General features: G+C 50.9%; 25 protein-coding genes. 24 read left to right on the forward strand and 1 reads right to left on the reverse strand.

Annotated features, from left to right (window positions below; genetic code table 11):
* Positions 1-129: 129 nt before the first annotated feature.
* The 21 genes from skT53_RS00660 (at position 130) to trmD (ending at position 19,964) form a co-directional block, all read left to right on the forward strand.
* Complete coding sequence (locus tag skT53_RS00660) at positions 130-1,005, forward strand: diacylglycerol/lipid kinase family protein (protein ID WP_200759305.1); 876 nt, start codon at positions 130-132, stop codon at positions 1,003-1,005.
* 238 nt (positions 1,006-1,243) lie between these two features.
* The gene (gene fapR / locus skT53_RS00665; RefSeq protein WP_200760812.1) at positions 1,244-1,813 is read left to right on the forward strand and encodes a transcription factor FapR; all 570 of its coding nucleotides are present in this window, start codon (positions 1,244-1,246) and stop codon (positions 1,811-1,813) included.
* A complete protein-coding gene (gene plsX / locus skT53_RS00670) occupies positions 1,813-2,808 on the forward strand; it encodes a phosphate acyltransferase PlsX (protein ID WP_200759306.1) in 996 nt (331 codons plus the stop codon). The genes fapR and plsX overlap by 1 nt, the downstream gene beginning before the upstream one ends.
* Positions 2,805-3,785, forward strand: coding sequence for a beta-ketoacyl-ACP synthase III (locus skT53_RS00675; protein ID WP_200759307.1), 981 nt, complete (start codon positions 2,805-2,807; stop codon positions 3,783-3,785). Before plsX ends, skT53_RS00675 begins: the two co-directional genes overlap by 4 nt.
* Positions 3,786-3,832: 47 nt before the next feature.
* A complete protein-coding gene (fabD, locus tag skT53_RS00680) occupies positions 3,833-4,777 on the forward strand; it encodes an ACP S-malonyltransferase (protein ID WP_200759308.1) in 945 nt (314 codons plus the stop codon).
* Complete coding sequence (gene fabG / locus skT53_RS00685) at positions 4,774-5,511, forward strand: 3-oxoacyl-[acyl-carrier-protein] reductase (RefSeq protein ID WP_200759309.1); 738 nt, start codon at positions 4,774-4,776, stop codon at positions 5,509-5,511. The genes fabD and fabG overlap by 4 nt, the downstream gene beginning before the upstream one ends.
* Before the next feature lie 51 nt (positions 5,512-5,562).
* Positions 5,563-5,796, forward strand: coding sequence for an acyl carrier protein (acpP, locus tag skT53_RS00690; protein ID WP_200759310.1), 234 nt, complete (start codon positions 5,563-5,565; stop codon positions 5,794-5,796).
* A gap of 236 nt (positions 5,797-6,032) precedes the next feature.
* Complete coding sequence (fabF, locus tag skT53_RS00695; RefSeq protein ID WP_200759311.1) at positions 6,033-7,277, forward strand: beta-ketoacyl-ACP synthase II; 1,245 nt, start codon at positions 6,033-6,035, stop codon at positions 7,275-7,277.
* Positions 7,278-7,347: 70 nt separating this feature from the next.
* Positions 7,348-8,034, forward strand: coding sequence for a ribonuclease III (gene rnc / locus skT53_RS00700; RefSeq protein ID WP_200759312.1), 687 nt, complete (start codon positions 7,348-7,350; stop codon positions 8,032-8,034).
* Between the two features lie 46 nt (positions 8,035-8,080).
* Positions 8,081-8,248 carry a hypothetical protein gene (locus tag skT53_RS00705; protein WP_200759313.1) on the forward strand — a complete coding sequence of 56 codons (168 nt, stop codon included), beginning with the start codon at positions 8,081-8,083 and terminating at the stop codon, positions 8,246-8,248.
* Between the two features lie 161 nt (positions 8,249-8,409).
* Positions 8,410-9,159: a hypothetical protein gene (locus tag skT53_RS00710; RefSeq protein WP_200759314.1), complete on the forward strand. Its 750-nt coding sequence runs from the start codon at positions 8,410-8,412 to the stop codon at positions 9,157-9,159.
* Positions 9,160-9,306: 147 nt separating this feature from the next.
* Positions 9,307-9,981, forward strand: coding sequence for a response regulator transcription factor (locus skT53_RS00715; protein ID WP_200759315.1), 675 nt, complete (start codon positions 9,307-9,309; stop codon positions 9,979-9,981).
* A 1-nt stretch (position 9,982) separates the two neighbouring features.
* Positions 9,983-11,263 carry a sensor histidine kinase gene (locus skT53_RS00720; RefSeq protein WP_200759316.1) on the forward strand — a complete coding sequence of 427 codons (1,281 nt, stop codon included), beginning with the start codon at positions 9,983-9,985 and terminating at the stop codon, positions 11,261-11,263.
* Positions 11,264-11,450: 187 nt separating this feature from the next.
* The gene (gene smc, locus skT53_RS00725; protein ID WP_200759317.1) at positions 11,451-15,029 is read left to right on the forward strand and encodes a chromosome segregation protein SMC; all 3,579 of its coding nucleotides are present in this window, start codon (positions 11,451-11,453) and stop codon (positions 15,027-15,029) included.
* A 233-nt stretch (positions 15,030-15,262) separates the two neighbouring features.
* A complete protein-coding gene (gene ftsY, locus skT53_RS00730; protein ID WP_226375475.1) occupies positions 15,263-16,120 on the forward strand; it encodes a signal recognition particle-docking protein FtsY in 858 nt (285 codons plus the stop codon).
* A 131-nt stretch (positions 16,121-16,251) separates the two neighbouring features.
* Positions 16,252-16,626: a YlxM family DNA-binding protein gene (gene ylxM / locus skT53_RS00735; RefSeq protein WP_404828946.1), complete on the forward strand. Its 375-nt coding sequence runs from the start codon at positions 16,252-16,254 to the stop codon at positions 16,624-16,626.
* Between the two features lie 60 nt (positions 16,627-16,686).
* Positions 16,687-18,048, forward strand: a complete 1,362-nt coding sequence (ffh, locus tag skT53_RS00740; protein ID WP_200759320.1) for a signal recognition particle protein — start codon at positions 16,687-16,689, stop codon at positions 18,046-18,048.
* A gap of 45 nt (positions 18,049-18,093) precedes the next feature.
* A complete protein-coding gene (rpsP, locus tag skT53_RS00745; protein ID WP_200759321.1) occupies positions 18,094-18,357 on the forward strand; it encodes a 30S ribosomal protein S16 in 264 nt (87 codons plus the stop codon).
* Between the two features lie 25 nt (positions 18,358-18,382).
* Positions 18,383-18,610, forward strand: coding sequence for a KH domain-containing protein (locus skT53_RS00750; RefSeq protein ID WP_200759322.1), 228 nt, complete (start codon positions 18,383-18,385; stop codon positions 18,608-18,610).
* A gap of 59 nt (positions 18,611-18,669) precedes the next feature.
* On the forward strand, positions 18,670-19,191 hold the full coding sequence (gene rimM, locus skT53_RS00755) for a ribosome maturation factor RimM (RefSeq protein WP_200759323.1): 522 nt from the start codon (positions 18,670-18,672) through the stop codon (positions 19,189-19,191).
* The gene (trmD, locus tag skT53_RS00760; RefSeq protein WP_200760813.1) at positions 19,191-19,964 is read left to right on the forward strand and encodes a tRNA (guanosine(37)-N1)-methyltransferase TrmD; all 774 of its coding nucleotides are present in this window, start codon (positions 19,191-19,193) and stop codon (positions 19,962-19,964) included. Before rimM ends, trmD begins: the two co-directional genes overlap by 1 nt.
* A gap of 152 nt (positions 19,965-20,116) precedes the next feature.
* Here trmD and skT53_RS00765 read toward each other — a convergent pair whose 3' ends face one another.
* The gene (locus skT53_RS00765; protein WP_200759324.1) at positions 20,117-20,764 is read right to left on the reverse strand and encodes a cysteine hydrolase family protein; all 648 of its coding nucleotides are present in this window, start codon (positions 20,762-20,764) and stop codon (positions 20,117-20,119) included.
* 317 nt (positions 20,765-21,081) lie between these two features.
* On the opposite strand from skT53_RS00765, the gene skT53_RS00770 reads away from it, so the two are divergent.
* The 3 genes from skT53_RS00770 to skT53_RS00780 all read left to right on the forward strand — a co-directional run bounded on the left by skT53_RS00770 (position 21,082) and on the right by skT53_RS00780 (position 23,871).
* Entirely contained in the window at positions 21,082-22,815 is a 1,734-nt protein-coding gene (locus tag skT53_RS00770) for an acyl-CoA dehydrogenase family protein (protein ID WP_200759325.1), read from the forward strand.
* 51 nt (positions 22,816-22,866) lie between these two features.
* Positions 22,867-23,556 (forward strand): Crp/Fnr family transcriptional regulator, encoded by a 690-nt coding sequence (locus skT53_RS00775; protein WP_200759326.1) that lies wholly within the window; start codon positions 22,867-22,869, stop codon positions 23,554-23,556.
* Positions 23,557-23,688: 132 nt separating this feature from the next.
* Positions 23,689-23,871 carry a DUF2249 domain-containing protein gene (locus tag skT53_RS00780; RefSeq protein ID WP_264175988.1) on the forward strand — a complete coding sequence of 61 codons (183 nt, stop codon included), beginning with the start codon at positions 23,689-23,691 and terminating at the stop codon, positions 23,869-23,871.
* Positions 23,872-24,053 lie beyond the last annotated feature (182 nt).

Below are 24,053 nucleotides of genomic sequence, written 5' to 3' on the forward strand. Positions count from 1 at the left end.
TTTCAACAGATAGCAGTATTTCCCTTTGTTTTACGAAAAATACAATCTGTTTTAGGATGTTTGAATACGACTGCCCGAATTTGATAAAATTGGAAATATGGAAATACAAGCATAGGAGAAACACGACTGATGAAAGCTTTGCTAATCGTTAATGGACAAGCGGGAAAAGGAAAAACGCGGACACGTTGGATCCGGTTGGAAGGCTATTTGCAAACGTTCGGTATCCATTATGATGTCCATTTCACTACAAGACCCAAAGCGGCTATTGAGGTGGTAAAGCACGCGGCGGCCAACCAGTATACGCACGTCATAGCAGTAGGCGGTGACGGCACAGTGAATGAAGTGGTGAATGGGATCGCTGGTCAAAATATCGTTTTCGGTGTGCTGCCGACGGGAACGGGCAATGATTTTGCACGCATGTTGCAGATTCCCGTTGACCCGTTTTTAGCCGTCAAGAAAATAGGTACGGAAGTGCATAGACCGGTGGATCTTTTGCAACTGAACGGCGGTTATGTGGCCGGGGCCGTTGGCATTGGACTCGACGGGGCGGTGGCGGAGGATATCAACCGGGTGTCCTGGAAGAAGAGAATGGGGACGTTTGGATATGTGCTTAGCATGCTGAAGCTGATTTTTACTTTTCCTCCTTTTTCCGTACATTTGGAAATCGATAGTCAGGTTTTCGATTTTCAGGGGTGTTGGCTTGTTGCGATTGGAAATTCACAGTTTTATGGCGGAGGTATGAAAATCTGCCCGAATGCCAAATTTGACGATGGCTTGCTGGATGTTTGCATCGTACATAACCTTACGCACTTACAATTGATAAAACTTTTTCCCTCTGTGTTCACAGGTAAGCACATTCTTCATCCCAATGTACTCTGTTTGCAGGGAAGATCGGTTCGAATCCAGACAGATCCGGCAGTTCCGGTTCACGGAGATGGAGAAATCTTAGGCAAAACTCCGGGTGAAATCTATATTCGTCCACAAGCGCTGCATGTGATTTACTAAACCCGATTCTACTATCCCCCGCTCCTTTCCTCCACCTCTTATCTTTCCAACAGGAACAACGCAGAGCATTTATGGGGCAGGTTGGGCAACAAGTTTTCTTTTCACAAGAAAGTCTGTCTTTTTTTTCCGAGTTTGTATAAAATGCAGTTGTGTTGGACAAGGATTGCGTTATATACTGTTATTAGCACTAGGTACTAAATGCAGGTATATTCTGGTTGGAGGTTTGCATGTGGCGGGAATGTCAAAGAAAGAACGCCAGACAGCATTGTTGCGTCTGTTGGAAGAACAGCCTTTCATTACGGACGAGGCGTTGGCAGGGAAATTCCAGGTCAGCATACAAACTATCCGGCTTGATCGGCTGGCTTTAGGAATACCGGAAGTACGCGAACGCATTAAAGCGGTGGCCGAACAAAAACAGACCGATCTGCGATCATTGGAAGGAACTGAAGTAATCGGTCAGTTGATCGAACTGAATTTGAATGAAATGGCGATTTCGATCCTTGATATCGAACCGGCTCATGTATTCAGCAAAACCAAAATTGTTCGTGGACATCATTTGTTCGCGCAGGCAAACTCATTGGCTGTCGCTGTAATTGACGCCGATGTGGTGTTGACCCGTACAGCGAATATCCGCTTTGTAAGGTCAGGCAGACTTGGGGAGCGGTTGGTTTGTAAAGCGGTTGTTACTTCCAATCAAACGGATCGCGCCCATGTGGAGGTCACAACACGGGTTGGCGAGGATATTGTTTTCTTCGGCAAATTCATAGTAGTTAAAATGGCGCTTGATACGATGATAGGAGGCGGATGATGAAACTGGCGATCGATGCGATGGGCGGAGACCATGCGCCGGATGAAATCGTAAAAGGCTCCGTCCAGGCGGCAAAAACGAATCCTGATCTGCATTTGATACTGGTCGGCGATTCTCTGCGAATTCGTCCTCTGCTGGCAGCAGAAAGTTTGCCGAATGTTTCTCTTGTCCATACGACGGAAGTGATTGGGGCGGAAGATGAACCGGTGAAGGCTGTCCGGCGAAAGAAAGATGCCTCCCTGACAGTTGCCGCCCAAATGGTTAAAGACGGTCAGGTTGATGGGTTTGTTTCCGCCGGTAATACAGGTGCTTTGATGGCGGCTGGACTGCTTTTGATGGGGCGTATTGAAGGGATAGAGCGTCCCGCTTTAGCATCCGTTCTGCCGACATTTAGCAGCAATGGAGTCCTGGTGCTTGACCTGGGAGCCAATATGGACGCGGATCCGGCACATCTGCTGCAGTACGCCGTAATGGGCAATCTCTACGCGAAATATGTGCTTTCCATTGATCGACCGCGAGTCGGTCTGCTCAGTGTAGGAACGGAAGCGGGGAAAGGGAACAAGTTAACAAAAGAATCGTTTGAGCTTCTGTCCGGCAGGTCGTTTGATTTTGTCGGCAATGTGGAAGCGCGGGATATTCTTTACGGTGTGTGTGATGTGGTGGTCTGTGACGGGTTTGTCGGCAATGTCATGCTGAAACTGATGGAAGGCATGGGCTTAGGCATGTTTAACGCTTTAAAAGACGTTTTTATGGCGAATACTGTGTCTAAGCTGGCTGCGCTGGCGCTCAAACCCCAGTTGAAACAATTTAAAAAGCGGTTCGATTACTTGGAATACGGCGGCGCCCCTTTGCTTGGCGTCGACGGCTTATGCATCAAAGCGCACGGTTCTTCCAATGCGCGTGCTTTAGAGGTGGCGATTTCACAGGCGCGCCAGTTCTTACTGCACGGAGTGCTCGATCAAATACGTCTTGGGGCAGGAGAGGATAAAGGATGAAATCAGTCGGTATTTTAGGAACCGGTTCGGCATTGCCCGAACGTGTATTAACCAATCAGGACCTTGAAAAAATGGTCGATACGTCTGACGAATGGATTGTCTCCCGAACGGGCATCCGGGAAAGGCGTATCGCCGATGAAAATACAGCTTCATCTGATCTGGCGTCCGAAGCTGCCAGGAAAGCGATTGAAAACGCAGGCATTTCGCCGCGGGATATCGATCTGATTATCTGTGCGACTGTTACTCCTGATTATATGTTCCCGGCGACCGCCTGTCTCGTGCAGGACCGTCTGGGAATTGAGAAAACGGGTGCATTTGACCTGTCGGCCGGCTGCAGCGGTTTCCTGTATGCGTTGTCCTGTGCGGTTCCGATGATTCAGGCGGGTGCGATTCGAAACGCGGTGGTAATCGGTGTGGACCTTCTCTCCAGCATTACGGATTACACTGACCGCAATACATGCGTCCTGTTTGGCGACGGCGCAGGGGCGGTGGTGATTGGAGAAGTGCCGGAAGGACACGGGTTCCTGGCGTTTGATATCGGTTCGGACGGCAGCGGCAGTCAGCACCTGATTCAGAACTACAGCGGTTCGCGCGGTCGAATTACGCCGGAAGTCGTGGTCAACAAAGAGAACACAATTGCGATGAACGGCAAGGAAGTGTTCAAGTTTGCCGTTCGCGTGATGAACACAGCGACAGAAGAAGTGCTGCGGAAAGCGGGTCTCCATAAAGAGGATATCGATTTGTTGATTCCTCACCAGGCCAATATCCGAATTATTGACTACGCAAGAGAACGGCTCGGTTTGCCGGAAGAAAAAGTGGTTGTCAATGTCAACCGGTACGGCAACATGTCATCCGCTTCGATTCCAATCGCGCTTGATGAAGCGAACCGGGCGGGACGCCTAAACGGGGGCGACTTGCTTCTGTTGGTTGGGTTTGGCGCTGGGTTGACATGGGGTTCCACACTGGTGCGTTGGTAGATCCACGCTTCGGGTTCCATTTCGCAGGTGGAAAGGAGAGTTTTCGTATGAAAAAATTGGCCTTTGTTTTCCCGGGGCAAGGCGCACAGGTTGTCGGGATGGGGAAAGAGATGGCAGACCGCTATCCGGAAGCGAGACAGGTTTTTGAAGCGGCCGATGATGCGCTTGGCTTCTCACTGAGCCGGATCATTTTTGAAGGGCCGGAAGACCAGCTTCGATTGACGTATTATACGCAACCGGCGATTCTAACGACGAGTATTGCACTGTATCAAGTATTTGCGAAAGAAGGGTACCTGCCAAGCTTTGTGGCAGGCCATTCGCTGGGTGAATATTCCGCTTTGGTGGCCGCCGATGCAATCGATTTTGTCGATGCGGTAAAGGTGGTTCATCAACGCGGCAAATTCATGGATGAAGCGGTTCCTGCCGGACTTGGCGCGATGTCGGCTGTAATCGGAGGCGATCGGGCGGAGATCCAGCGGATTTGTCAATCGGTTTCCGGTTCCATCGGCGCGGTAGAACTGGCGAATATCAACTGTCCCGGCCAGGTGGTCATTTCCGGCAAAGCGGAAGCGGTCGCGGAGGCGGGCCGACAGCTGGCGGAAACAGGTTTGCGTGTAATTCCGCTTGTCGTATCTGGGCCGTTTCATAGTTCCCTGATGCAGCCTGCAGCCGATAAATTGGTCAACGTGTTGGAAGCTGTCAATGTACGGGACGCCAAAATACCGGTTGTGGCAAATGTTTCGGGCAAACCGGTCATCTCCGCTGGCGAAATTCGCGGCGCGCTGTACGAGCAGGTGGCATCCTCCGTGCTTTGGGAACAATCGGTCAATTACATGCTCGAACAGGGCGTTGAGGCGTTTGTTGAAATTGGGCCCGGTCAAGTGCTGTCCGGATTAATCAAAAAAGTAAATCGCCGCACACCGACTCTGTCCGTTCAGGACCCATTATCTTTGGAGAAAGCGGTATCCACTTTGAAGGGAGAAGCGGAATGAGCGAAAAAGTAGCAATTGTGACAGGCGCTTCCCGTGGGATCGGCCGGGCTGTGGCGCTGGAATTGGCAGCTCGCGGCATTAAAGTCGTGGTCAATTTTGCAGGAAATCAATCGGCAGCTGAAGAAGTAGTCAGTCAGATTCAGCAGTCGGGCGGGCAAGCAATCGCTGTGCAAGGCAATGTGGCAGTGGTTCAGGATGCGGAAAAGCTGGTCAATACGGCGCTTGAAACGTTCGGGCGTGTCGATATTCTTGTCAACAATGCAGGTATCACACGTGACAATCTCTTGATTCGCATGAAAGAGGAAGAGTGGGACGAAGTCATCGCCATTAACCTAAAAGGGGTATTCAACTGTACGAAAGCGGTCACCCGACCGATGATGAAACAGCGTTATGGTCGGATTATCAACATCACTTCCGTAGTCGCGCTCATGGGAAATCCGGGCCAGGCCAACTATACGGCCGCAAAATCGGGCGTAATCGGTTTGACCAAATCGAACGCAAGGGAACTCGCTTCCCGCAATATCACGGTGAATGCAGTGGCGCCCGGATATATTCAGACCGATATGACGGCTGCCTTGAATGAAGATGTGAAACAGGCGCTGAATCAGCAAATTCCGCTGGGCCGATTGGGCGACCCGCAGGATGTGGCGAAGGCGGTGGCATTCCTTGCCTCTGACGATGCTTCCTACATTACTGGGCAAGTTTTGTCGATCGATGGCGGTATGGTGATGTAGTGCTGACTTGTACCTGTTTATCGTGTATACTTGGTGGAGGAGGTGAAATACATGTCCGTTTTTGATACAGTCAAAAAGATTATCGTGGACCGTTTAGGGGTCGACGAATCTGCTGTAACCATGGAAGCAACGTTTAAAGATGATCTGGGCGCAGATTCGCTCGATGTGGTAGAGCTTGTAATGGAGCTGGAAGATGAATTCGATCTGGAAATCTCCGATGAAGATGCGGAGAAAATCAGCAGTGTAGGGGAAGTCGTAAGATACATAGAGTCCCACAAAGCGTAAATTTTCCAAGTCGGATATAATAAGTCCCGCAGGTCGCCTCGGGACTTATTTTAACAGCCTGGAAAGTATAAAAATGTGATATAACATCACCATTTTTATACTTTCGGCTGTCGAAAAAGGCTTCCTCTATTAGACGCCGCTTCTTCTTGAATATGCTTCGGTAGAAGCTTTTTTAGGATAAAGATGCTTGGGATAAAGATGCTTGGGAAAACTGTGAAATGAGGTGAACAACCCGCATGAAAAGGCGAGTGGTTGTGACCGGTATGGGTGTAATCTCGCCGGTAGGCAACACGGTATCGACCTTTTGGGAAAACCTGGTGGCCGGCAAATCGGGCATCGGTCCTATTACACGTTTTGATACGACCGATTATCCCTGCAAAATTGCAGGTGAAGTAAAAGGTTTTAACCCGGAAGATTATATTGAGAAGAAAGATGTCCGTCGTCTTGACCGTTTCACACAATACGCCGTGGCGGCTGCCAAACAGGCGATGGAACAAAGCAAACTCGAGATTACACCGGAAAATGCGGGACGAATTGGTGTGTATGTCGGTTCCGGCATTGGCGGCCTCGAATCGCTGTTGGAGAATCATCAAATCCTTCTGGAAAAAGGGCCGAGACGGGTTTCGCCATTCATGATCCCGATGATGATCGGTGATATGGCGTCCGGTCAAATCTCCATTTACCTGGGGGCAAAAGGTCCCAACTCATCGCCGATTTCGGCTTGTGCCACAGCGACCAACGCGATTGGCGATGCGTTCAAGATTATCGAACGCGGCGCAGCGGATGTCATGCTTGCGGGCGGGGCGGAAGCCACCGTTCTGCCGATTGCGGTTGCCGGGTTCTGTTCGGCGAAAGCGTTGGCCACCAATTTTAATGATCGGCCGGAAAAGGCGAGTCGACCGTTTGATCGCGACCGGGATGGATTTGTAATGGGAGAAGGCGCCGGTGTTCTGATTTTGGAAGAGCTGGAACACGCCAAGCGGCGAAACGCTCCGATTTTTGGAGAAGTTATCGGTTATGGCATGAGCGGCGACGCGTATCATATCACGCAACCGGCTCCGGAAGGGGAAGGGGCGGCACGTGCGATGCGAGAAGCGCTGCGCGATGCAGGAATTCAGCCGGAACAGGTGGATTACATCAACGCGCATGGCACATCTACCGATTTTAACGACAAGTTTGAAACCATGGCCATTAAAAAAGTGTTTGGTGACTATGCTTACAAACTCCCGGTTTCTTCTACAAAATCGGTTACGGGGCACCTGCTGGGCGCTGCTGGCGCCGTGGAAGCGGTCGCTTGCCTGAAAGCAATCGAAAATCAAATCCTGCCGCCCACCATCAATTATGAACATCCGGACCCTGAATGCGATTTGGATTATGTCCCGAATCAGGCAAGACCGGCAAAAGCTGACATTGTAATGTCTAACTCATTTGGATTTGGCGGGCATAATGCGTGCATTATTTTGCGAAAATATAATGACTGAGTTGCTCCCTGGCGCGAGACAAAACAGATCGTGCCAGGGTGTTATGCTGATGAGGTACAGGTGAGCCGTCTTGGGAAAATTTGACTTGCTGCAGGGATCCTTGCAAATTCGCTTTCGCGATTACTCGTTATTAAAGCAGGCGTTCACGCATGCGTCCTACCGGAACGAACACCGCGGTGAAAATGGGCAGGATAATGAACGATTGGAATTTCTGGGCGACGCGGTGCTTGAATTGCTGGTCAGCGAATTTCTTTACAACCGCTACCCCACTTTGCCGGAAGGTGAATTGACCCGTATGCGGGCAGCGATTGTGTGCGAACCGTCGCTGGTGAAATTTGCTGAAAAACTGGAATTCTATAAATATATCCGATTGGGAAGAGGCGAAGAACTGTCCGGCGGACGCAGACGGCCGGCGTTGTTGGCCGATGTTTTCGAGGCGTTTATGGGCGCGTTGTACTTGGACCAAGGGTTGGAGGCGGTGCGATCGTTTTTGCAGATGCAAGTGTTAAACGATTTGGAAAACGTTCACGGCCTGCTGCTCTCTGACTTTAAGACACTGCTGCAGGAGCATGTGCAACGTCAGAACTTGGGGATGCTGACTTACCGGATTTTGGAGGAGCGCGGCCCCGCCCACAGCCGGGAATTTGTTTCACAAGTGTTTATTAATGGGGCTCCGTATGGAACGGGAACCGGACGTTCCAAAAAAGAGGCGGAGCAGCATGCGGCGCATGAAACTTTGACGATGTTTGGCCGTTAGTTTTTGCCGTTCCAACGCATACTAGCAATGCGAAGGAGGCGATTGTATGACGGACAAACCGACAAAAAAAGGGACGGAGCAGTATGAAATCCCCGATGTGTACGATTGGGATATGTCGGAAATGCATATCGACCTGCAAAAACTGTTTGCGGAATCGGTTCATCCCGACTTGAAGCCCCACTCTGACGAACAAACCGGGAAACCCAGACCATAGAAATCGTAAACGGAAATGATTTGCGCGGAAAGAACGGCACCATCGGGTGCTGTTTTTGCGTTCTCGGCTTTTTATGCTTTCTTGGCTTTTAATGATCCTTTAAGAAACATTGTCCATACTTGGAAATGTAATGAAGAACATAACGAAAGGATGAGTGCAAAATGAACAAGAAAATGAAAATGTGGATTTCAGCAGGACTGGTGGCGGGAGCTGCTGTGTTGACAGGAACCGCAATGGCGGCGTCAGATAACGGAACAGCCGCGACAACAACTGCCGCAACAACTGATCAATCTCAGCCAAAAGCGCACCATGCTCAATTTGACAATTCGGCTCTGCTCTCATTGCTCCAGATTGACCAGGCTACATTAAAGCAGGAACTGAAAGCGGGCAAATCGCTGGCCGATATTGCAGCGGAAAAAGGAGTTGCGGAGCAGCAAGTGATTGACACGCTGGTGCAGCAGGCTACCCAACGCATTGACCAAGCGGTTCAAAACGGAAAACTGACACAGGACAAAGCAGACCAGATGAAGGCGAAACTGGCCGACAGAGTGAAAGCCATGGTGGAAAAAAAGGGCGGCCCAGCGTTTAGTAAACACGAACACGGTGAGAAGGGCGGTCAACTGAAAGAGGTTGCAACCGTATTGGGAATCACCCCGCAGGACTTGATGACGCAGTTGAAGCAAGGCAAGTCGATCGCACAGATTGCACAGGACAAAGGAATGACGGAAGATCAAGTAGTCAATGCGCTGCTTGATAAGGAAAAAGCTCGTATTACCAAGTTTGTGGAAAAAACGGGCTGGGAACAGGAGGCAAAAGGTGATCGAGAAACGAAGGATGATCAAACGCAACAACAGCAACAGCAGCAGCAACCACAGCAATCAGCTGATCAAACACAAACACAAGCGCAGTAATTAAGAAGCGGGGATCGGGATACCATAAGTTTCAATGAGCGGGAAAGGCGGGAATGGCTGCCTTTCCTTTTTATACATAATAAACACTCATCCTATGCATGCCGTCCGTTGTTTTGTAAAATGGATATAAATAAAGGGGTAATCGACATGCGAATTTTGGTTGTGGAAGATGATATTGATTTGCTGGAGGCTATCGTAAGCCTTTTGGAAGACGAATCGTATCAGGTGGACCAGGCGTCGGCAGGAGACGAAGGGTATTTGTTGGCGGAACAGGGAATTTATGACCTGCTGGTACTCGATATTATGCTGCCGGGAATGGACGGGCTGTCGATAATACGGCAGCTTCGGAAGAAGGGAATTCTAACCCCCGCCCTGTTTCTGACAGCCAAGGACAGCGTGGAAGACCGGGTCCGCGGACTGGATGCAGGGGCGGACGACTATATTGTCAAACCATTCGTAATCAGTGAATTGCTGGCACGCATCAGAGCCCTTCTGCGGCGCGGTGGAAAAATGGGGACGGAAGGGCAGCTGGAATATGGTCCGATTTCGCTGCGTCCTCATTTGCACGATGGCTACGTGGGTGAAGAGCCGCTAAAGTTGACAGTCAAAGAATACGATCTGCTGGAGTTTTTGCTGCGCAACCGGGAGCAAATCGTGACGCGGGAACAGATTTTCGATCGGGTTTGGGGATTCGATTCGGAGGCGACGTCGACTGTCGTTGATGTGTATGTCCACCATTTGCGCAAAAAATTGGCCGTGTACAACTGTGACCATTTTGTCCAAACGATTCGCGGCGTCGGTTACATGCTAAAGGAGAAATAATATGTTTCAGACCGTCCGCATTCGTCTCGTGATTCTGAATACAACCGTTTTTCTTTGCGTATTGGCCTTGTTAGGGTCTTTCCTTTATTTTTATACACAGCACCGGATGCTGTCGGAAGTTGACCAGTCGTTATTGACGGCCGCTAACCGTATTCGCCTGCAGCAGGACCGGAACGCCGTGCGCATTAACCCGAATGAAAGGGCGGTCGACCGCAGAATTGTGTATCTTCTGTGGGATGCGAAAGGAAATTTGATCGGTCAGTTTCCGGATCAATCGGTCTATGACAAAGACGTGCAGGTTTTTCAACCGAACTCGTATACACAAAGCAGCTTCAAATCGATCGAACTGGATAACCACAGCTATCGTGTCATGACGGTGCCTGTGGAAATCCAGGCAAGTCAACTGACCAGACTTGGAATTGTCACCTATTCGGCCACATCTGTCGTGGAACTGGTGCGCAGCATTGATCCGGAGCAGGATATGTTGGACAATCTGCTGGGTGTGACCGTGATTTGCGGAGTCATTGGAGGGGCGATCACGATTCTAATCGGCCTTTTTTTGGCGGGCCGGGCTCTCGTACCGATTCGGATTTCGTGGGAAAAGCAGCAGCAGTTCGTGGCGGACGCATCGCATGAGCTGCGGACGCCTCTGGCGGTCATGCAAACGCATGCGGAACTGCTGCTGCGCCATCCGGACCGTACGATTCAAGAAGAAAGCCGTCACATTTCCGTCATTTTAAAAGAGGCGAAACGGATCAGTAAACTGGTTTCCGACCTGTTGACGCTGGCCCGTACCGATTCCAATCAACTGCAGATTGACAAAAAACCTTTCCTGCTAAACCATACGGTTGACGATGTGACAGAACCGTTCCATCAACTGGCGGAGCTGAAACAGATTGATATTATCATCGAAAATGAGCATCAAATTGAGATTTTGGGCGATGAGGAGCGTATCCGCCAACTGCTTGTGGTCTTGCTCGACAACGCCATTAAATATACGCCTGCTGGCGGGAAAATCAACATTTCTTGCAAACGCTATCCGCATGAGGCAGAAATTGTTGTGCAGGATACGGGGATCGGTATTGCCAAACAGGATTTGCCTTTTATATTCGACCGTTTTTATCGGGGAGATAAAGTGCGTACCCGCAGCGAAGGGGGCAACGGATTGGGTCTCTCGATTGCCAAGTGGATCGTGGAGGCGCATAAAGGAAATATCCGGGTGGAAAGCGAATTAGGCAAAGGGACAGTGTTCCGAATTACATTCCCTATCGGAAAGGCGTAAGCAGTTTGGATAGGACTATAGACGGTTCCGAAATCCTGTGCAATCGGATATGCTTTTGTGGACACAAGTACCCGAAGGGCACAAGTCACGCTTAGGCACCATAGGTGCCAAGTCGTGCTATGTACCCAAAGGGCACAAGTCTCGCCATGGCAATAAATTGCCAGGTCTCGCTATGGAGGGGAGTTCGTTGTTTTTAAAACGAATGGAACTGATTGGCTTTAAGTCGTTTGCCGATCGAACTGAATTGGAGTTTGTTCCCGGAGTGACGGCAGTCGTAGGGCCAAACGGATCAGGAAAAAGCAATATTTCTGACGCCATTCGTTGGGTGTTGGGAGAACAGAGTGCGAAAAGCCTGCGCGGCGGCAAAATGGAAGATGTCATTTTTGCCGGCAGCGACAGCCGCAAAGCGGTCAATTATTGTGAAGTGTCGCTTACTCTGGATAACCAGGACCAGGCGCTCCCTTTGGAATTTTCAGAAGTGACCGTTGCGCGGCGGGTCTACCGGTCAGGCGAAGGCGAATATTTTATCAATAAACAGGCCTGCCGTCTGAAAGACATTGTGGAATTGTTCATGGACACCGGTCTCGGAAAAGAGGCCTATTCGATTATCGGACAGGGCCGGATTGATGAGATTTTATCGAATAAAGCGGAAGACCGCCGCGGCATATTTGAAGAAGCGGCCGGGATCGTCAAATATAAAGCGAGAAAACGGGAAGCGGAAAAAAAGCTGGACGAGACGTCCAACAATTTGCTCCGCATCAGTGACATTATCAGCGAACTGGAAAATCAGATCGGACCGATGTTTGAACAGTCGGAAAAAGCGAAGTTGTACAAGCAGCATAAAGCCGATTTGGAAAAAAAGGAAATCGCTCTGTATGTGTATGACATTGAACAGCTAAATGACCGATGGAATCAGCAAAAACAGCAGGCGGACAAACTGCAGGACGAGCAGACCAAACAATCGGCGCATGTCTCGACGGTCGAGTCCCAATATGAGCAGTTTCGCTGGCAGGCCGAACAGCTGGACAAGATGATGGAAGAAAGCAACAAAAAGCATGTCGAAGTGGTCGCCGAGTATGAGAAAGCGGAAGGGCGCCGCGAAGTCTTGCAGGAACGGTTGCGCAATTTAACGGCTGCTCATCAGGATTTACAAGCCGAGCGGACGAAACTGGTGAACGAACAGGCAGAAAAGGAAGGTCTGTTGGCGGCGGAACGCGATAAGTTAACGAGTATCGGGGAAAAGCGCGATGCCAGCAAGTGTTTGCTTGATGAAAAACTGGCCAGTGCCGAAGGGTTCGCGGATCGCACCGAATTGGAAGCGGAAATTGAACGGATCAAAGGCGATCTGATCGAAAAATTAAATGAAACGGCCGGCAAGCGAAACGAGCAGAAAAATATTGACACAAGCCTTTCCAATCTGCAGCGACGGATGGAGAAACTGCAGGCGGACGAAACGGAACTGAGGCAACGGCTTGAATCGCTTCAGCAATCGATCGAGTCGGGCCGCTCGACGCTTGGTGACCAGCGAAACCAGGAACAGCAGCTGGTGCAGCGGGCGGAGGAAATTCGCCTATCGTCGAACCGACAGACGGAACAAAAGGAACGTCTGATGAACGAATTGCGGCAGCTTCAGACAGAACACGCTGCTTCCCGCTCCCGGCATGACCTGCTGAATGACATGCGGCAGGAATACGACGGATTTTCGCATGGTGTTCGAACCGTGCTGCAAGCAGCAGGTAAAGGCCGTTTGCAGGGGGTTCACGGCGCTGTTGCCGAATTGCTGAAGGTTCCCACCGAGTACGAAACGGCGATAGAGACAGCGCTTGGCGGCGCGCTGCAGAATATTGTGGTGGAGACGGAAAAGGCGGGCCGGGATGCGATCCTGTTTTTGAAATCAAGCGGCGGTGGACGGGCTACGTTTATGCCGCTGGATGTGATGAAAAGCCGGATTTTGCCAAGAGGCGAACGGAACGCGATCGAAAATCACCCGGGGTATGTGGGAATCGCGGCTGAGATGATCCGGTTTGATGACCGGTTTCGGTCGATCGCCGAATATTTGTTAGGACAAGTGGTGATTGCCAAAACGATCCAGGACGCGAACCAGTTGGCGCGGATTTTGCAGTATCGGACCCGGATTGTGACGCTTGACGGCGATGTGGTGAATCCGGGCGGTTCGATGACGGGCGGCAGTCAGCAGAAAAAAGGCACCAGTCTCTTGGGGAGACAGCGGGAAATCGAGGAGATGGCCGGAAAAATCAAACGATTGTCCGACCGGATTGCGGTGCTGCAAAACAAGCTTGCAGAATTTGCCGATCGCGAACGGCAGGCTCTGCAAGAGCAGGAATCGGTTGCGGAACAGTTACAGGCCCAGCGCGAGCAGCTGCAGTCTACCGAAGCACAGGTACGTGAACTGGATGTGCAAATACAGTCGGTCAACGAACGGCTTCAATTGGTGCTGCTTGAAATGGAGCAATATCAAAAGGAAGCGTCCGATTTGGAACGGAAGCAGGAAATGATTCAAGCGGAATTGGAGACACTGGCGGTTGAGGTCGAGCAAATGTCTGGACGGGTGGACGAACTGCAGCAGGTGCTCAAACAACAGCAAACGGCACGGGAAGACGTGTCAGAGGAAGTCACCGAACTGAAGGTACAGTTGGCAGGTCTCGAACAGGAGTTTACTGCTGTGCGGGCTAATGTGTCCCGTTTGGAGAAGGAACTGGCGCTCACTGTACAGGAAATGTCTGACAAAGAGCAGGAAGCGGCCTCGCTGACAGAGCGGATCGAGCAAACGGAATCGGAATGGAATGCGGCTTGCCAACAGCTTTCCCTGCTTGAACAAAGAAAAGAAGCGGCGCAAAAAGCGTTGGATGAAGAATTGGTCCGCAAACAGGATTTGCAGAAACGGATGGCGGATGAGGAACATAAAGTAAGGGAAGCCCGGCTTACCCAAAAAAATCTGGAAAATCAGTTGCATGAGGTCGAAGTAAAGCTGAACCGCCTGGATGTAGAGTTGAACAACGCTCTCAGCAAACTGGCGGAAGAATATCGAATTTCCTTTGAATTGGCGAAAGAGCGCTATCCCGTTCCGGAAGACCCATCGTTGGCGAAACGGGAGGCGGCCGAACTGCGGCGGAAAATCGAATCGCTGGGTACCGTGAATCTTGGGGCGATTGAGGAATACGCACGTATGCAGGAGCGGTTGGGGTTTTTGTCAGAGCAACGGGACGATCTGTTGACCTCCAAGGAAAAACTGCAGCAGGTGATTGCAGAGATCGATGAGGAGATGGGGAGACGCTTCCAAGAGACCTTTACGGCCATCCGGGAACAGTTCCAAACGGTATTCAGCCGATTGTTTGGGGGCGGACGGGCGGATTTGGTGCTGGTCGATCCGCAAAGTCCGTTAACGACCGGAATCGACATTATGGCGCAACCACCCGGCAAGAAGCTGCAAAATCTGGGTCTGTTGTCCGGCGGGGAACGGGCATTGACCGCGATGGCGCTGTTGTTCGCGATCCTGCACGTAAAACCGGTGCCTTTTTGTGTATTGGATGAAGTGGAAGCGGCGCTTGACGAAGCGAACGTCTTCCGATTTGCCGAGTACCTGCGTGAGTTTGCTGCACAGACGCAGTTCATCTGCATCACACACCGGAAAGGCACAATGGAAAATGCGGATGTGCTGTACGGTGTAACGATGGAAGAATCAGGCGTGTCTAAATTGATGTCTGTAAAATTGCTGGAGCAGGATGAGGTTCCGAGCGCTTCGTAGTCTTACGGCTGTTTGCGGTGTGCCGGTAAAAGTGAAAAACAGGCATGGTGCGATTTAGATGCCCATGCCTGTTTTTTTATTTTTTTGTAAGATATAATAAGGGGCGAAAACATCGTGATGCGGACCTGTTTTAAAGGTCCGTTCGTTATATTCCCGGGCAAGAGTCAGGAGGTAGCAACGTGGGTTTTTTCAGTAAGTTTAAAGAAGGTTTGAGCAAAACGCGCGACTCGTTTATGGACAAAGTGGAAGCCGTTTTTACCCGCCGCAAAATAGATGAGGAGTTTTTTGAGGAACTGGAAGAACAATTGATTATGGCGGATGTTGGCGTGCAGACGGCGACGATTTTAATCGAGCAACTGCGTGTGGAAGTGAAAAAGCGTAAACTGACCGACGCAGCTGAACTGAAACCGGTCTTACAGGAAAAATTGGCTGAAATGATGGGCGCGGACATGTCCGCTCTGACAATGAATCCGGACGGTTTGACGGTGGTCCTCATTGTCGGGGTAAACGGCGTGGGAAAAACGACAACAATCGGCAAACTCGCCCATAAATATAAATCGGAAGGCAAAAAAGTGATCTTGGCAGCGGGCGACACATTTCGTGCAGGCGCAATCGAACAGCTCGACATTTGGGGACAGCGCGTCGGGGTGGATGTAATCAAGCATCAGGCGGGCTCCGATCCAGCAGCTGTTGTGTTCGATGGGGTACAGGCGGCAAAAGCTCGAAAAGCGGATCTATTGATTGTGGACACAGCGGGACGATTACATAACAAAACCAACCTGATGGACGAGTTGAACAAAATTTACCGGGTGGTGAAACGGGAAATTCCGGATGCGCCGCATGAAGTGCTGCTGGTGTTAGACGCGACAACGGGGCAGAATGCGTTGCAGCAGGCGAAAATTTTTGGGGAAGCAACCGGTGTGACGGGTCTTGTGCTCACCAAATTGGACGGTACGGCAAAAGGAGGAATTGTGGTGGCAATACGCCAGCAAATGCAAATTCCCGTAAAATTCGTTGGCCTGGGCGAGAAAATGGACGACCTGCAAGAGTTTGATCCGGAGGCGTTTGTGGAAGCGCTGTTTTCGGCTTGAAGCAAGCGCATCCGGCACGAAGCGATTGACTTGACAATCCACGCTGAATTTTGTATGATCGTTTTTGTGCTGTAAAGGAAATTCGCTTGACAGGCGAAAGGCGTGGTAACATGCTGGAAAAAACAACGCGCATGAACCTGTTGTACGATTTTTACGGAAGTTTGCTGACGGAAAAGCAGCAGACGTTTATGGAGCTCTATTATTACGACGATCTGTCGTTGGCGGAAATTGCCGAACAATACAGCGTCTCCCGCCAGGCGGTGCATGATAATGTCCGCCGTTCGGAAGCGCAGTTGGAAGAGTATGAAGCGAAGCTGCACCTGTTGGAGCGGCACGAAAATCGGTTGCGGCAGGCGACCGATATTATGGCATACATCGCCACCCTGCCGCTAACCGAAACGGATCGAAACGAATTGTGGCAACGGATTCAAAAGCTTCTGCGGGACGACACAGATCGGGAAACAGGTGTGAATACGGGTACGAACTCTCCGGCGACGAGCGGGTAATGCTGTAGGGAACGCCGTTCAAATGGATCATTCGCAGAACAGGAAGGAGGGGAATGCGGCATGGCAATTTTTGAAGGACTTTCCAGCCGGTTGCAGGAAACGTTTCAACGTCTGCGCGGTAAAGGAAAGCTGACGGAAGACGATGTAAAAGAAGCAATGCGGGAAGTGCGGCTGGCACTCCTGGAAGCAGACGTCAATTTTAAAGTGGTCAAACAGTTTGTGGAAAAAGTGCGGGAGCGGGCGATCGGTCAGGAAGTGTTGAAAAGCCTGACTCCCGGCCAGCAGGTCATCAAGATCGTAAATGATGAACTGACTGAGTTGATGGGCGGTACGCAAAGCCGTATCGCGCAAGCGGCCAAGCCGCCGACAGTCGTCATGATGGTCGGACTGCAGGGAGCCGGGAAAACGACGACCACCGGAAAATTGGCCAATCTTTTGAAAAAGCAAAACCGATATCCGTTGTTGGTGGCCGGCGACATTTACCGTCCGGCGGCGATCAAGCAATTGCAAGTGCTCGGCGAACAGGTGAAAACCTCCGTATTTTCGCTTGGCGATCAGGTCAGCCCGGTGGAAATCGCCAAGCAAGCGGTCGAACATGCGAAAATGCACGGGTTTGATTATGTATTGATCGACACAGCGGGCCGCCTGCATGTAGATGAAGCGTTGATGGATGAGTTGAAACAGATTCGGGATGCCGTACAGCCGGAAGAAATTTTGCTGGTTGTGGATGCGATGACAGGTCAGGATGCCGTCAATGTGGCGGAAAATTTCCATCAGCAGTTGGGCATCACCGGTACGATTCTTACCAAGCTGGACGGCGATACGAGGGGCGGCGCCGCCTTATCGATTCGGGCTGTGACAGGCACACCGGTCAAGTTTGCCGGGATGGGCGAAAAACTGGATGCATTGGAACCGTTTCATCCAGACCGAATGGCGTCCCGGATTCTCGGCATGGGGGATGTCCTGAGCCTGATTGAGAAGGCGCAGGAAACGATCGATCAGGAAAAAGCGCAGGAAGCCAGCAAACGAATGATGAGCGGTGAGTTTAGCCTGGAAGATTTTCTGGAACAGATGCAACAGCTCAAAAAAATGGGGCCGCTGCAGGACATTCTGGGTATGCTGCCGGGACTTGGCAACAACAAAGCGCTCAAAAACGTCAACATTGATGATAAGCAAATTGGCCGCGTGGAAGCGATTATCCGCTCGATGACGCCGAAAGAACGCCTTGACCCGAAAGTGATGAACGCCAGTCGCCGACGCCGTATCGCGGCAGGCAGCGGTACCACCGTGCAGGACGTCAACCGGCTTTTGAACCAGTTTGCCGAAATGCAGCGGATGATGAAGCAGCTGCCGGGGCTTGCGAAGCGGATGAACAAGAAAAAAGGAAAAAAAGGATTAGGTGGTTTTAAATTGCCTTTTTAACTGCTATAATACCTAAGTTGACTTTAGATGGGAGGTGAATGTACAATGGCAGTAAAAATTCGTCTGAAGCGGATAGGCGCCAAAAAGGCTCCTTTCTACCGTGTTGTCGTATCTGATTCCCGTTCTCCGCGCGATGGACGTTTTATCGAGGAGATCGGCACCTATAACCCGGTTACTCAACCGGCTCAGATCAACATCAACGAAGACAAAGCCATTCAATGGTTGAAAAATGGTGCGCAGCCTTCTGATACTGTGCGTAACCTGTTCAGCAAGACTGGCATCCTGCAAAAAGTTCACGAGATGAAATAAGTGAATCCCGTAAGGGGGTTGGCAAATGAAAGAACTGCTTGAGATCATTGCCAAAGCACTTGTCGATTACCCGGAGCAAGTCAAGGTGACAGAGGTCGAAAACGATCATTCGGTTGTTTATCAACTGTCTGTCGCACCGGGTGACGCCGGCAAAATCATCGGAAAACAGGGGCGGATCGTCAAGGCGATTCGGACAGTCGTTGCGGCCGCTGCACTGCAATCAGAAAAGCGGATTACATTAGACATTTTATAAAATCGGGTCGGTAATCTTCGGGTTTCCGACTCTTTTTGCGTGCGAAGGACGTGGTACATATGCAAGAACGAATGATCCGAGTCGGATCGCTGGTAAATACGCAAGGATTGCGGGGAGAAGTGCGGGTCATCAGCCATACCGATTTTCCGGAAAAAAGGTTTGTCAAAGGGTCCAAGCTGTGGCTGACACATCCTGATTCTGCGGAGCCCGTGTTGTTGCAGGTGAAGTCGGCAAGACGGCACAAGCAGTTTTACCTGTTATCGTTTGAGGGGCATCCTTCCATTAACCTCGTGGAAAAATATAAAGGCGGCGAACTGATGGTGCCCGAGTCAGAATTGGTGGCGCTGCCGGAGGGAAGCCATTACATTTACCAACTGATCGGCTGCCGCGTTGTGACAGATGAAGGCCAGGAACTGGGCGAACTGAAAGAGGTTCTGCAGCCGGGGGCGAATGACGTGTATGTGGTGAAGCCGCCGAAAGGGAAGGATATTCTGCTGCCGGTGATTCCAGACTGTATATTGGATGTGGACGTGGCGAACAAACGAGTGCTCGTCCACCTGATGGAAGGTTTGATCGATTGATGAAAATTGATATTTTGACCTTGTTTCCGGCCATGTTTGACGGCGTATTGACGGAAAGTATCGTGGGACGGGCGCGGGCGGCTGGCGCGGTGGAGATTGAGGTTACCGATTTTCGCCGGTTCGCAAACAATAAACATAACACGGTGGACGATACCCCTTATGGCGGCGGCGGTGGCATGGTGTTGAAGCCGGAGCCTATTTTTGCGGCGGTGGAGTCGTTGATCGGAACGACATCTTCCGACTCTGCGCCGGGCAAACCGCGTGTCATTCTGACCTGTCCGCAGGGAACGCCCTATACGCAGCAATTGGCGTTGGAACTTACGAAAGAGGAGCACCTCGTCATCATCTGCGGCCACTATGAAGGGTATGACGAGCGGATCCGGGAATATTTGATCACAGACGAAATTTCGATTGGCGACTATGTATTGACAGGCGGCGAGATACCCGCAATGGCGATTGTGGACTCGGTGGTTCGGCTGCTGCCGGGCGTGCTTGGCAATGATACGTCCGCCGAGCTCGATTCATTTCGCAACGGTTTGCTGGAACACCCGCAGTACACCCGTCCCTATGAGTTTCGCGGCTGGAAAGTGCCCGATATATTAATCTCCGGCCACCATGAAAAAATTGAACAATGGCGCCGCCGTGAATCGTTGCGCCGAACGTGGCGGAGACGGCCCGATTTGCTGGAACGCGCAGAATTGAGCTCGCAGGATCGCAAATGGCTGGAAGAGATGCAGGCCGGGTCGGCAGGCCAAAAAGAGAGCACCGAGTAAAAAGGGAGCATCGAGTAAAAGCATGAATCACGATGCCCCGTTACACAGACGACGGGTCTCCTCCTTTGACATCATGAGCTGTATCCCTGATCTGTCGTCGGAGAAGACCCCAATCTACCATATGCGGCAGGGTGTCATTTGGTTCGGCCTGTTTATGAATTAGATTCCAGCACCTTCACCAGATCGTCCGTATGGCAGACGTAAACCCCAATATTGTCCATTTCCTGAAGGCCCTTTTCATACACTTGCGACATGGCGTCCGCCACCAGTACTACGCGAAAATCACGTTCACTCGCTTCGTACATGGATGTGCGGGGACAGTTTGGAAAGTTGCAGCCGCAAAACACAAGCGTGTCAATCCCTTTGTCTCTCAGAAACTGCCCCAGGCGAGTTTGATAAAACGCACCCCAGCGGGATTTGTACATGACCCATTCGCTATCGCCGATCTGTTGAAATTCCCCGTTGAATAACGCATTCTCATCCAGAGGCGGCGCGCCAACAGGACGAATGTGATCTACCAATTCCGCGCCGGTGGAACCGGGAACCGCGATTTTGGCTCCTTGTTCGATGCTCTCCCGGCGGCAAATATCGGCGTTCGAGCCGTCTTCCTTGTAAAATCGTATGACATGCAGAATCGGCAGGTGATGGCTTCGATAGGCATCCAGCAGCTTTTTCATATTGGGCACGATCTCCGCCGTCCCTTTGATTTCGGCAGGCGCGCCCGGCAATGTGAAATCGTTTTGGGTGTCAATCGTGATTAAAATCGAACGTTCCCAATGGGGCACCGTGTAATTGCTCATGGAATCCTCCCCGATATAATATTTTTCAGTATTTTCGATTTTACCGAAAGAAATCCTCTTTTCATATCGAGTTCACGCTTTTTACACGGAAATTCACTTGACCCGGTTCCCCTCAAAATTTATCATCAAACATGAAGCACCATTCAATTTAACAGCTTAGAAAGTATAAAAATGTGATATTCCATCACCATTTTTATACTTTCGGCTGTCGAAAAAGGCTTCCTCTAGTAACGCCGATTCTTCTTGAAATATGCTTCGAAAGAAGCCTTTTTTATAAGACGACCGACCGAAAAATAGACAGGCAGGGGGATATAGCAATGAAAACGGTTTCGCAATCGGACGGCTTTTTGTTTCGTGTGACAAATCCCAACGAGGTATTTACGCCGGAAGAGTTTACGCCGGAACAGAAACAGATCCGGAAAACGACGCGCGATTTTGTCGGGGGCAAAATTGCACCGGAGTCGGAACGGATTGAATCGCTCGATGTCGAACTGTCTGCCAAACTGCTGCGGGAAGCGGGCGAGCTGGGGCTGCTTGGCGCTCATATTCCGGAAGCGTATGGTGGGCTTGAATTGGATACGATCAGCACGACTTTGATTTCGGAAGAATTTGCAAGGGCCGGTTCCTTGTCGGTGGCGCATGGAAACCATACGGGAATCGCGACCTGGCCGCTTATTTTTTACGGTACGGAAGAACAGAAGAAGAAGTATTTAGCAAAGCTGGCGACAGCCGAAATGCTTGGCGCGTACGCACTGACTGAACCGGGTTCCGGATCTGACGCGCTGGGGGCGAGAAGCACCGCCAGATTGAACGAAGCAGGCAGCCATTACATTCTCAATGGGCAGAAGCAGTGGATTACAAACGCTGGCTTTGCAGACGTGTATATCGTGTATGCAAAGGTGGACGGCGAAAAATTTACCGCCTTCATCGTGGATGCCAATTCGCCAGGGATTACGACCGGACCGGAAGAAAAGAAAATGGGAATTTCCGGTTCTTCGACGCGTATGCTGTATCTGGAAGATGTCGCCGTGCCGGTGGAAAACGTGCTGGGGGAAGTCGGCAAAGGGCATCTGGTGGCGTTTAACGCGTTGAATATCGGCCGCTACAAGGTGGGTTCCGGCACGCTCGGTTCGGCCAAGGCGGCGTTCGAGACAGCGGCGACATACGCATCGGTTCGCCATCAATTTAATCGTCCACTGGCCAGTTTCGGTCTGATTCAGGAAAAATTGGCCGATATGACGACGCGGATTTTTGCGGCGGAAAGTATGATTTACCGGATCGGCGGACTGCTGGATGGCGGCGACAAGTATGATCCAAAATTCGTTGAACGATACGCCGTGGAATGTTCGATTGCGAAAGTGTACGGCTCGGAAACGCTCGATTTCGTTGTGGATGAGTCGCTGCAAATCCATGGCGGCTACGGGTACATGAAAGAATATCCGATTGAGAACATGTACCGCTCGTCGCGCATTAACCGGATTTTTGAGGGAAGCAATGAGATCAATCGCCTGTTGATTCCGGGTACGCTGTTGCGCCGGGCAAATAAAGGGGAGCTTCCGCTGTTTGATCTGCTGCAGCAGATTCAGCAATCTCCGCTTGCAGGGCTTGATTTCGGCTTTAAGGGGGCGCTTGCGGAAGAACGGCAGGCGGTCGAGTCGGCAAAACGATTGTTCCTCTGCATGTTTGGACTTGCGCTGCAAGCACATGGCGGCAAAATTGACGAACGGCAGGAGATCATGGGCAGACTGGCGAATATTGCCATGGAAATTTTTGCTTCGGAGAGCGGGCTCCTGCGTGCGGAAAAATCGGCTGCTGCTAACCGCGAGTCGGCTGCTGCACAGACAGATATTGTCCGCGTGTATACGCGCGAGTCGCTGCAGCGCATTCAACAGTGGGCGACAGCCATCTGCTGGACTGTATGTGACGAGGCCATGTTGGAACAAATACTTTTATTCGTAAACCAGTTGACGCGCATTTCGCCGCTCGGCTTGATTCCGATCAAGCGTAAAATTGCGGAACGGGCGGTCGCTGCTGGCAAGTATACAATGTAAAGCGTGTCTGCGGCAGGCAAGTACCCGTGTTGGAAAGGCGGCAGATACAAAATGAATTCCGAATCGCGTGATGCATTGAAACAGATCGAACTGTTTCGTGACATGAATGAACAGGATTTGGCCAAAATCGAACAACTGCTGATCCGCCGCTCGATGATGGAACGAATGGTTATATTCATGCAAGGGGAGCCGCTGGAACACGTATATTTCATTCTCAGCGGCAAAGTAAAAATCTATCGGAACGATGAACAGGGTCATGAACAGATTGTGAATGTGCTGCAGGCGGGTGACATGTTTCCGCACGCCGGATTTTTCAGACAGGGGATTTATCCGGCCCATTCGGTCATGCTTGAAAAAGGCGTTCTGCTGGCGCTGCCGGTCTCCCGTTTTCATGCGTTGCTGGAGTCCAATCCGGATTTAGGGATCAAAATGATGTCGCTGATGGAAAGCAAGATTGTCGAATTGCAGGCCCGCCTTCAGGAGATGGTGATGCATGACACATTTGGACGGATTGTCTTGCTGTTGAGTCGTCTGTCTCGCCTGCACGGGGTGCCGGCAGGTGATTGGACGCGAATTGATGTCCCGTTTACCAACCAGGAGTTGGCCAACATGATCGGAACATCGCGCGAAACGGTGAATCGGACACTCAGCCAACTGAAAAAGGAAGGCATACTTGATATTACGGCTGACCACCGTTTGATGATCCGCATGGATCAACTGGAAAAACAGCTGCATATCTGACGAAATCGCAAAAACACCGGATTCTCCGCCATGGGATTCTTCCAAGATGTCGGATGAGGCAAAACGAGCGCTTCGCCGATAGCATGCATCGAAACCTGAAGAAACCAGCAGATGCGGATCGTGTCATGCAGGATGAAACGATCGCCTGCGAGGACATTGTCTATGCTGGAGCAGCTGGAAGCGGGTGAGGTGCAGGAGATTCACAACGACCGGATGCCGATTTGTCTGTTTCCAAAACTGGAGGAGAGAGGCTTTCCCTATGAGACGGAAGCGATGGAAGACGGTTCTGCGAAAGTGCGCATTTTGAAAAAGTAGCAATCAAACAAGCCAAGCCAAAGGCACGCAAAATTCTTTCGGTCACAATGAATGCTGCATCCCTCTATGAACATACATTACTAAAAGTAAGATCGAAGCTCAGAGAATTTACCGAAAAATCCTTCGCCAGAAGGCTTCGGTAGAAGCCTTTTTCATGAAAGCAGGACTAGCTTGGGTTATGG

The sequence above is a fragment of the Effusibacillus dendaii genome (assembly GCF_015097055.1).
GTDB lineage: Bacteria > Bacillota > Bacilli > Tumebacillales > Effusibacillaceae > Effusibacillus > Effusibacillus dendaii.

What these genes read in the sequence shown, in the direction of transcription:
- skT53_RS00660 (WP_200759305.1), top strand. Translation starts at nt 130, where the DNA reads ATGAAAGCTTTGCTAATCGTTAATGGACAAGCGGGAAAAGGAAAAACG.
- fapR (WP_200760812.1), top strand. Translation starts at nt 1,244, where the DNA reads ATGTCAAAGAAAGAACGCCAGACAGCATTGTTGCGTCTGTTGGAAGAA.
- plsX (WP_200759306.1), top strand. Translation starts at nt 1,813, where the DNA reads ATGAAACTGGCGATCGATGCGATGGGCGGAGACCATGCGCCGGATGAA.
- skT53_RS00675 (WP_200759307.1), top strand. Translation starts at nt 2,805, where the DNA reads ATGAAATCAGTCGGTATTTTAGGAACCGGTTCGGCATTGCCCGAACGT.
- fabD (WP_200759308.1), top strand. Translation starts at nt 3,833, where the DNA reads ATGAAAAAATTGGCCTTTGTTTTCCCGGGGCAAGGCGCACAGGTTGTC.
- fabG (WP_200759309.1), top strand. Translation starts at nt 4,774, where the DNA reads ATGAGCGAAAAAGTAGCAATTGTGACAGGCGCTTCCCGTGGGATCGGC.
- acpP (WP_200759310.1), top strand. Translation starts at nt 5,563, where the DNA reads ATGTCCGTTTTTGATACAGTCAAAAAGATTATCGTGGACCGTTTAGGG.
- fabF (WP_200759311.1), top strand. Translation starts at nt 6,033, where the DNA reads ATGAAAAGGCGAGTGGTTGTGACCGGTATGGGTGTAATCTCGCCGGTA.
- skT53_RS00705 (WP_200759313.1), top strand. Translation starts at nt 8,081, where the DNA reads ATGACGGACAAACCGACAAAAAAAGGGACGGAGCAGTATGAAATCCCC.
- skT53_RS00710 (WP_200759314.1), top strand. Translation starts at nt 8,410, where the DNA reads ATGAACAAGAAAATGAAAATGTGGATTTCAGCAGGACTGGTGGCGGGA.
- skT53_RS00715 (WP_200759315.1), top strand. Translation starts at nt 9,307, where the DNA reads ATGCGAATTTTGGTTGTGGAAGATGATATTGATTTGCTGGAGGCTATC.
- skT53_RS00720 (WP_200759316.1), top strand. Translation starts at nt 9,983, where the DNA reads ATGTTTCAGACCGTCCGCATTCGTCTCGTGATTCTGAATACAACCGTT.
- ftsY (WP_226375475.1), top strand. Translation starts at nt 15,263, where the DNA reads ATGGACAAAGTGGAAGCCGTTTTTACCCGCCGCAAAATAGATGAGGAG.
- ylxM (WP_404828946.1), top strand. Translation starts at nt 16,252, where the DNA reads ATGAACCTGTTGTACGATTTTTACGGAAGTTTGCTGACGGAAAAGCAG.
- ffh (WP_200759320.1), top strand. Translation starts at nt 16,687, where the DNA reads ATGGCAATTTTTGAAGGACTTTCCAGCCGGTTGCAGGAAACGTTTCAA.
- rpsP (WP_200759321.1), top strand. Translation starts at nt 18,094, where the DNA reads ATGGCAGTAAAAATTCGTCTGAAGCGGATAGGCGCCAAAAAGGCTCCT.
- skT53_RS00750 (WP_200759322.1), top strand. Translation starts at nt 18,383, where the DNA reads ATGAAAGAACTGCTTGAGATCATTGCCAAAGCACTTGTCGATTACCCG.
- rimM (WP_200759323.1), top strand. Translation starts at nt 18,670, where the DNA reads ATGCAAGAACGAATGATCCGAGTCGGATCGCTGGTAAATACGCAAGGA.
- trmD (WP_200760813.1), top strand. Translation starts at nt 19,191, where the DNA reads ATGAAAATTGATATTTTGACCTTGTTTCCGGCCATGTTTGACGGCGTA.
- skT53_RS00765 (WP_200759324.1), bottom strand. Translation starts at nt 20,764, where the DNA reads ATGAGCAATTACACGGTGCCCCATTGGGAACGTTCGATTTTAATCACG.
- skT53_RS00770 (WP_200759325.1), top strand. Translation starts at nt 21,082, where the DNA reads ATGAAAACGGTTTCGCAATCGGACGGCTTTTTGTTTCGTGTGACAAAT.
- skT53_RS00775 (WP_200759326.1), top strand. Translation starts at nt 22,867, where the DNA reads ATGAATTCCGAATCGCGTGATGCATTGAAACAGATCGAACTGTTTCGT.
- skT53_RS00780 (WP_264175988.1), top strand. Translation starts at nt 23,689, where the DNA reads ATGAAACGATCGCCTGCGAGGACATTGTCTATGCTGGAGCAGCTGGAA.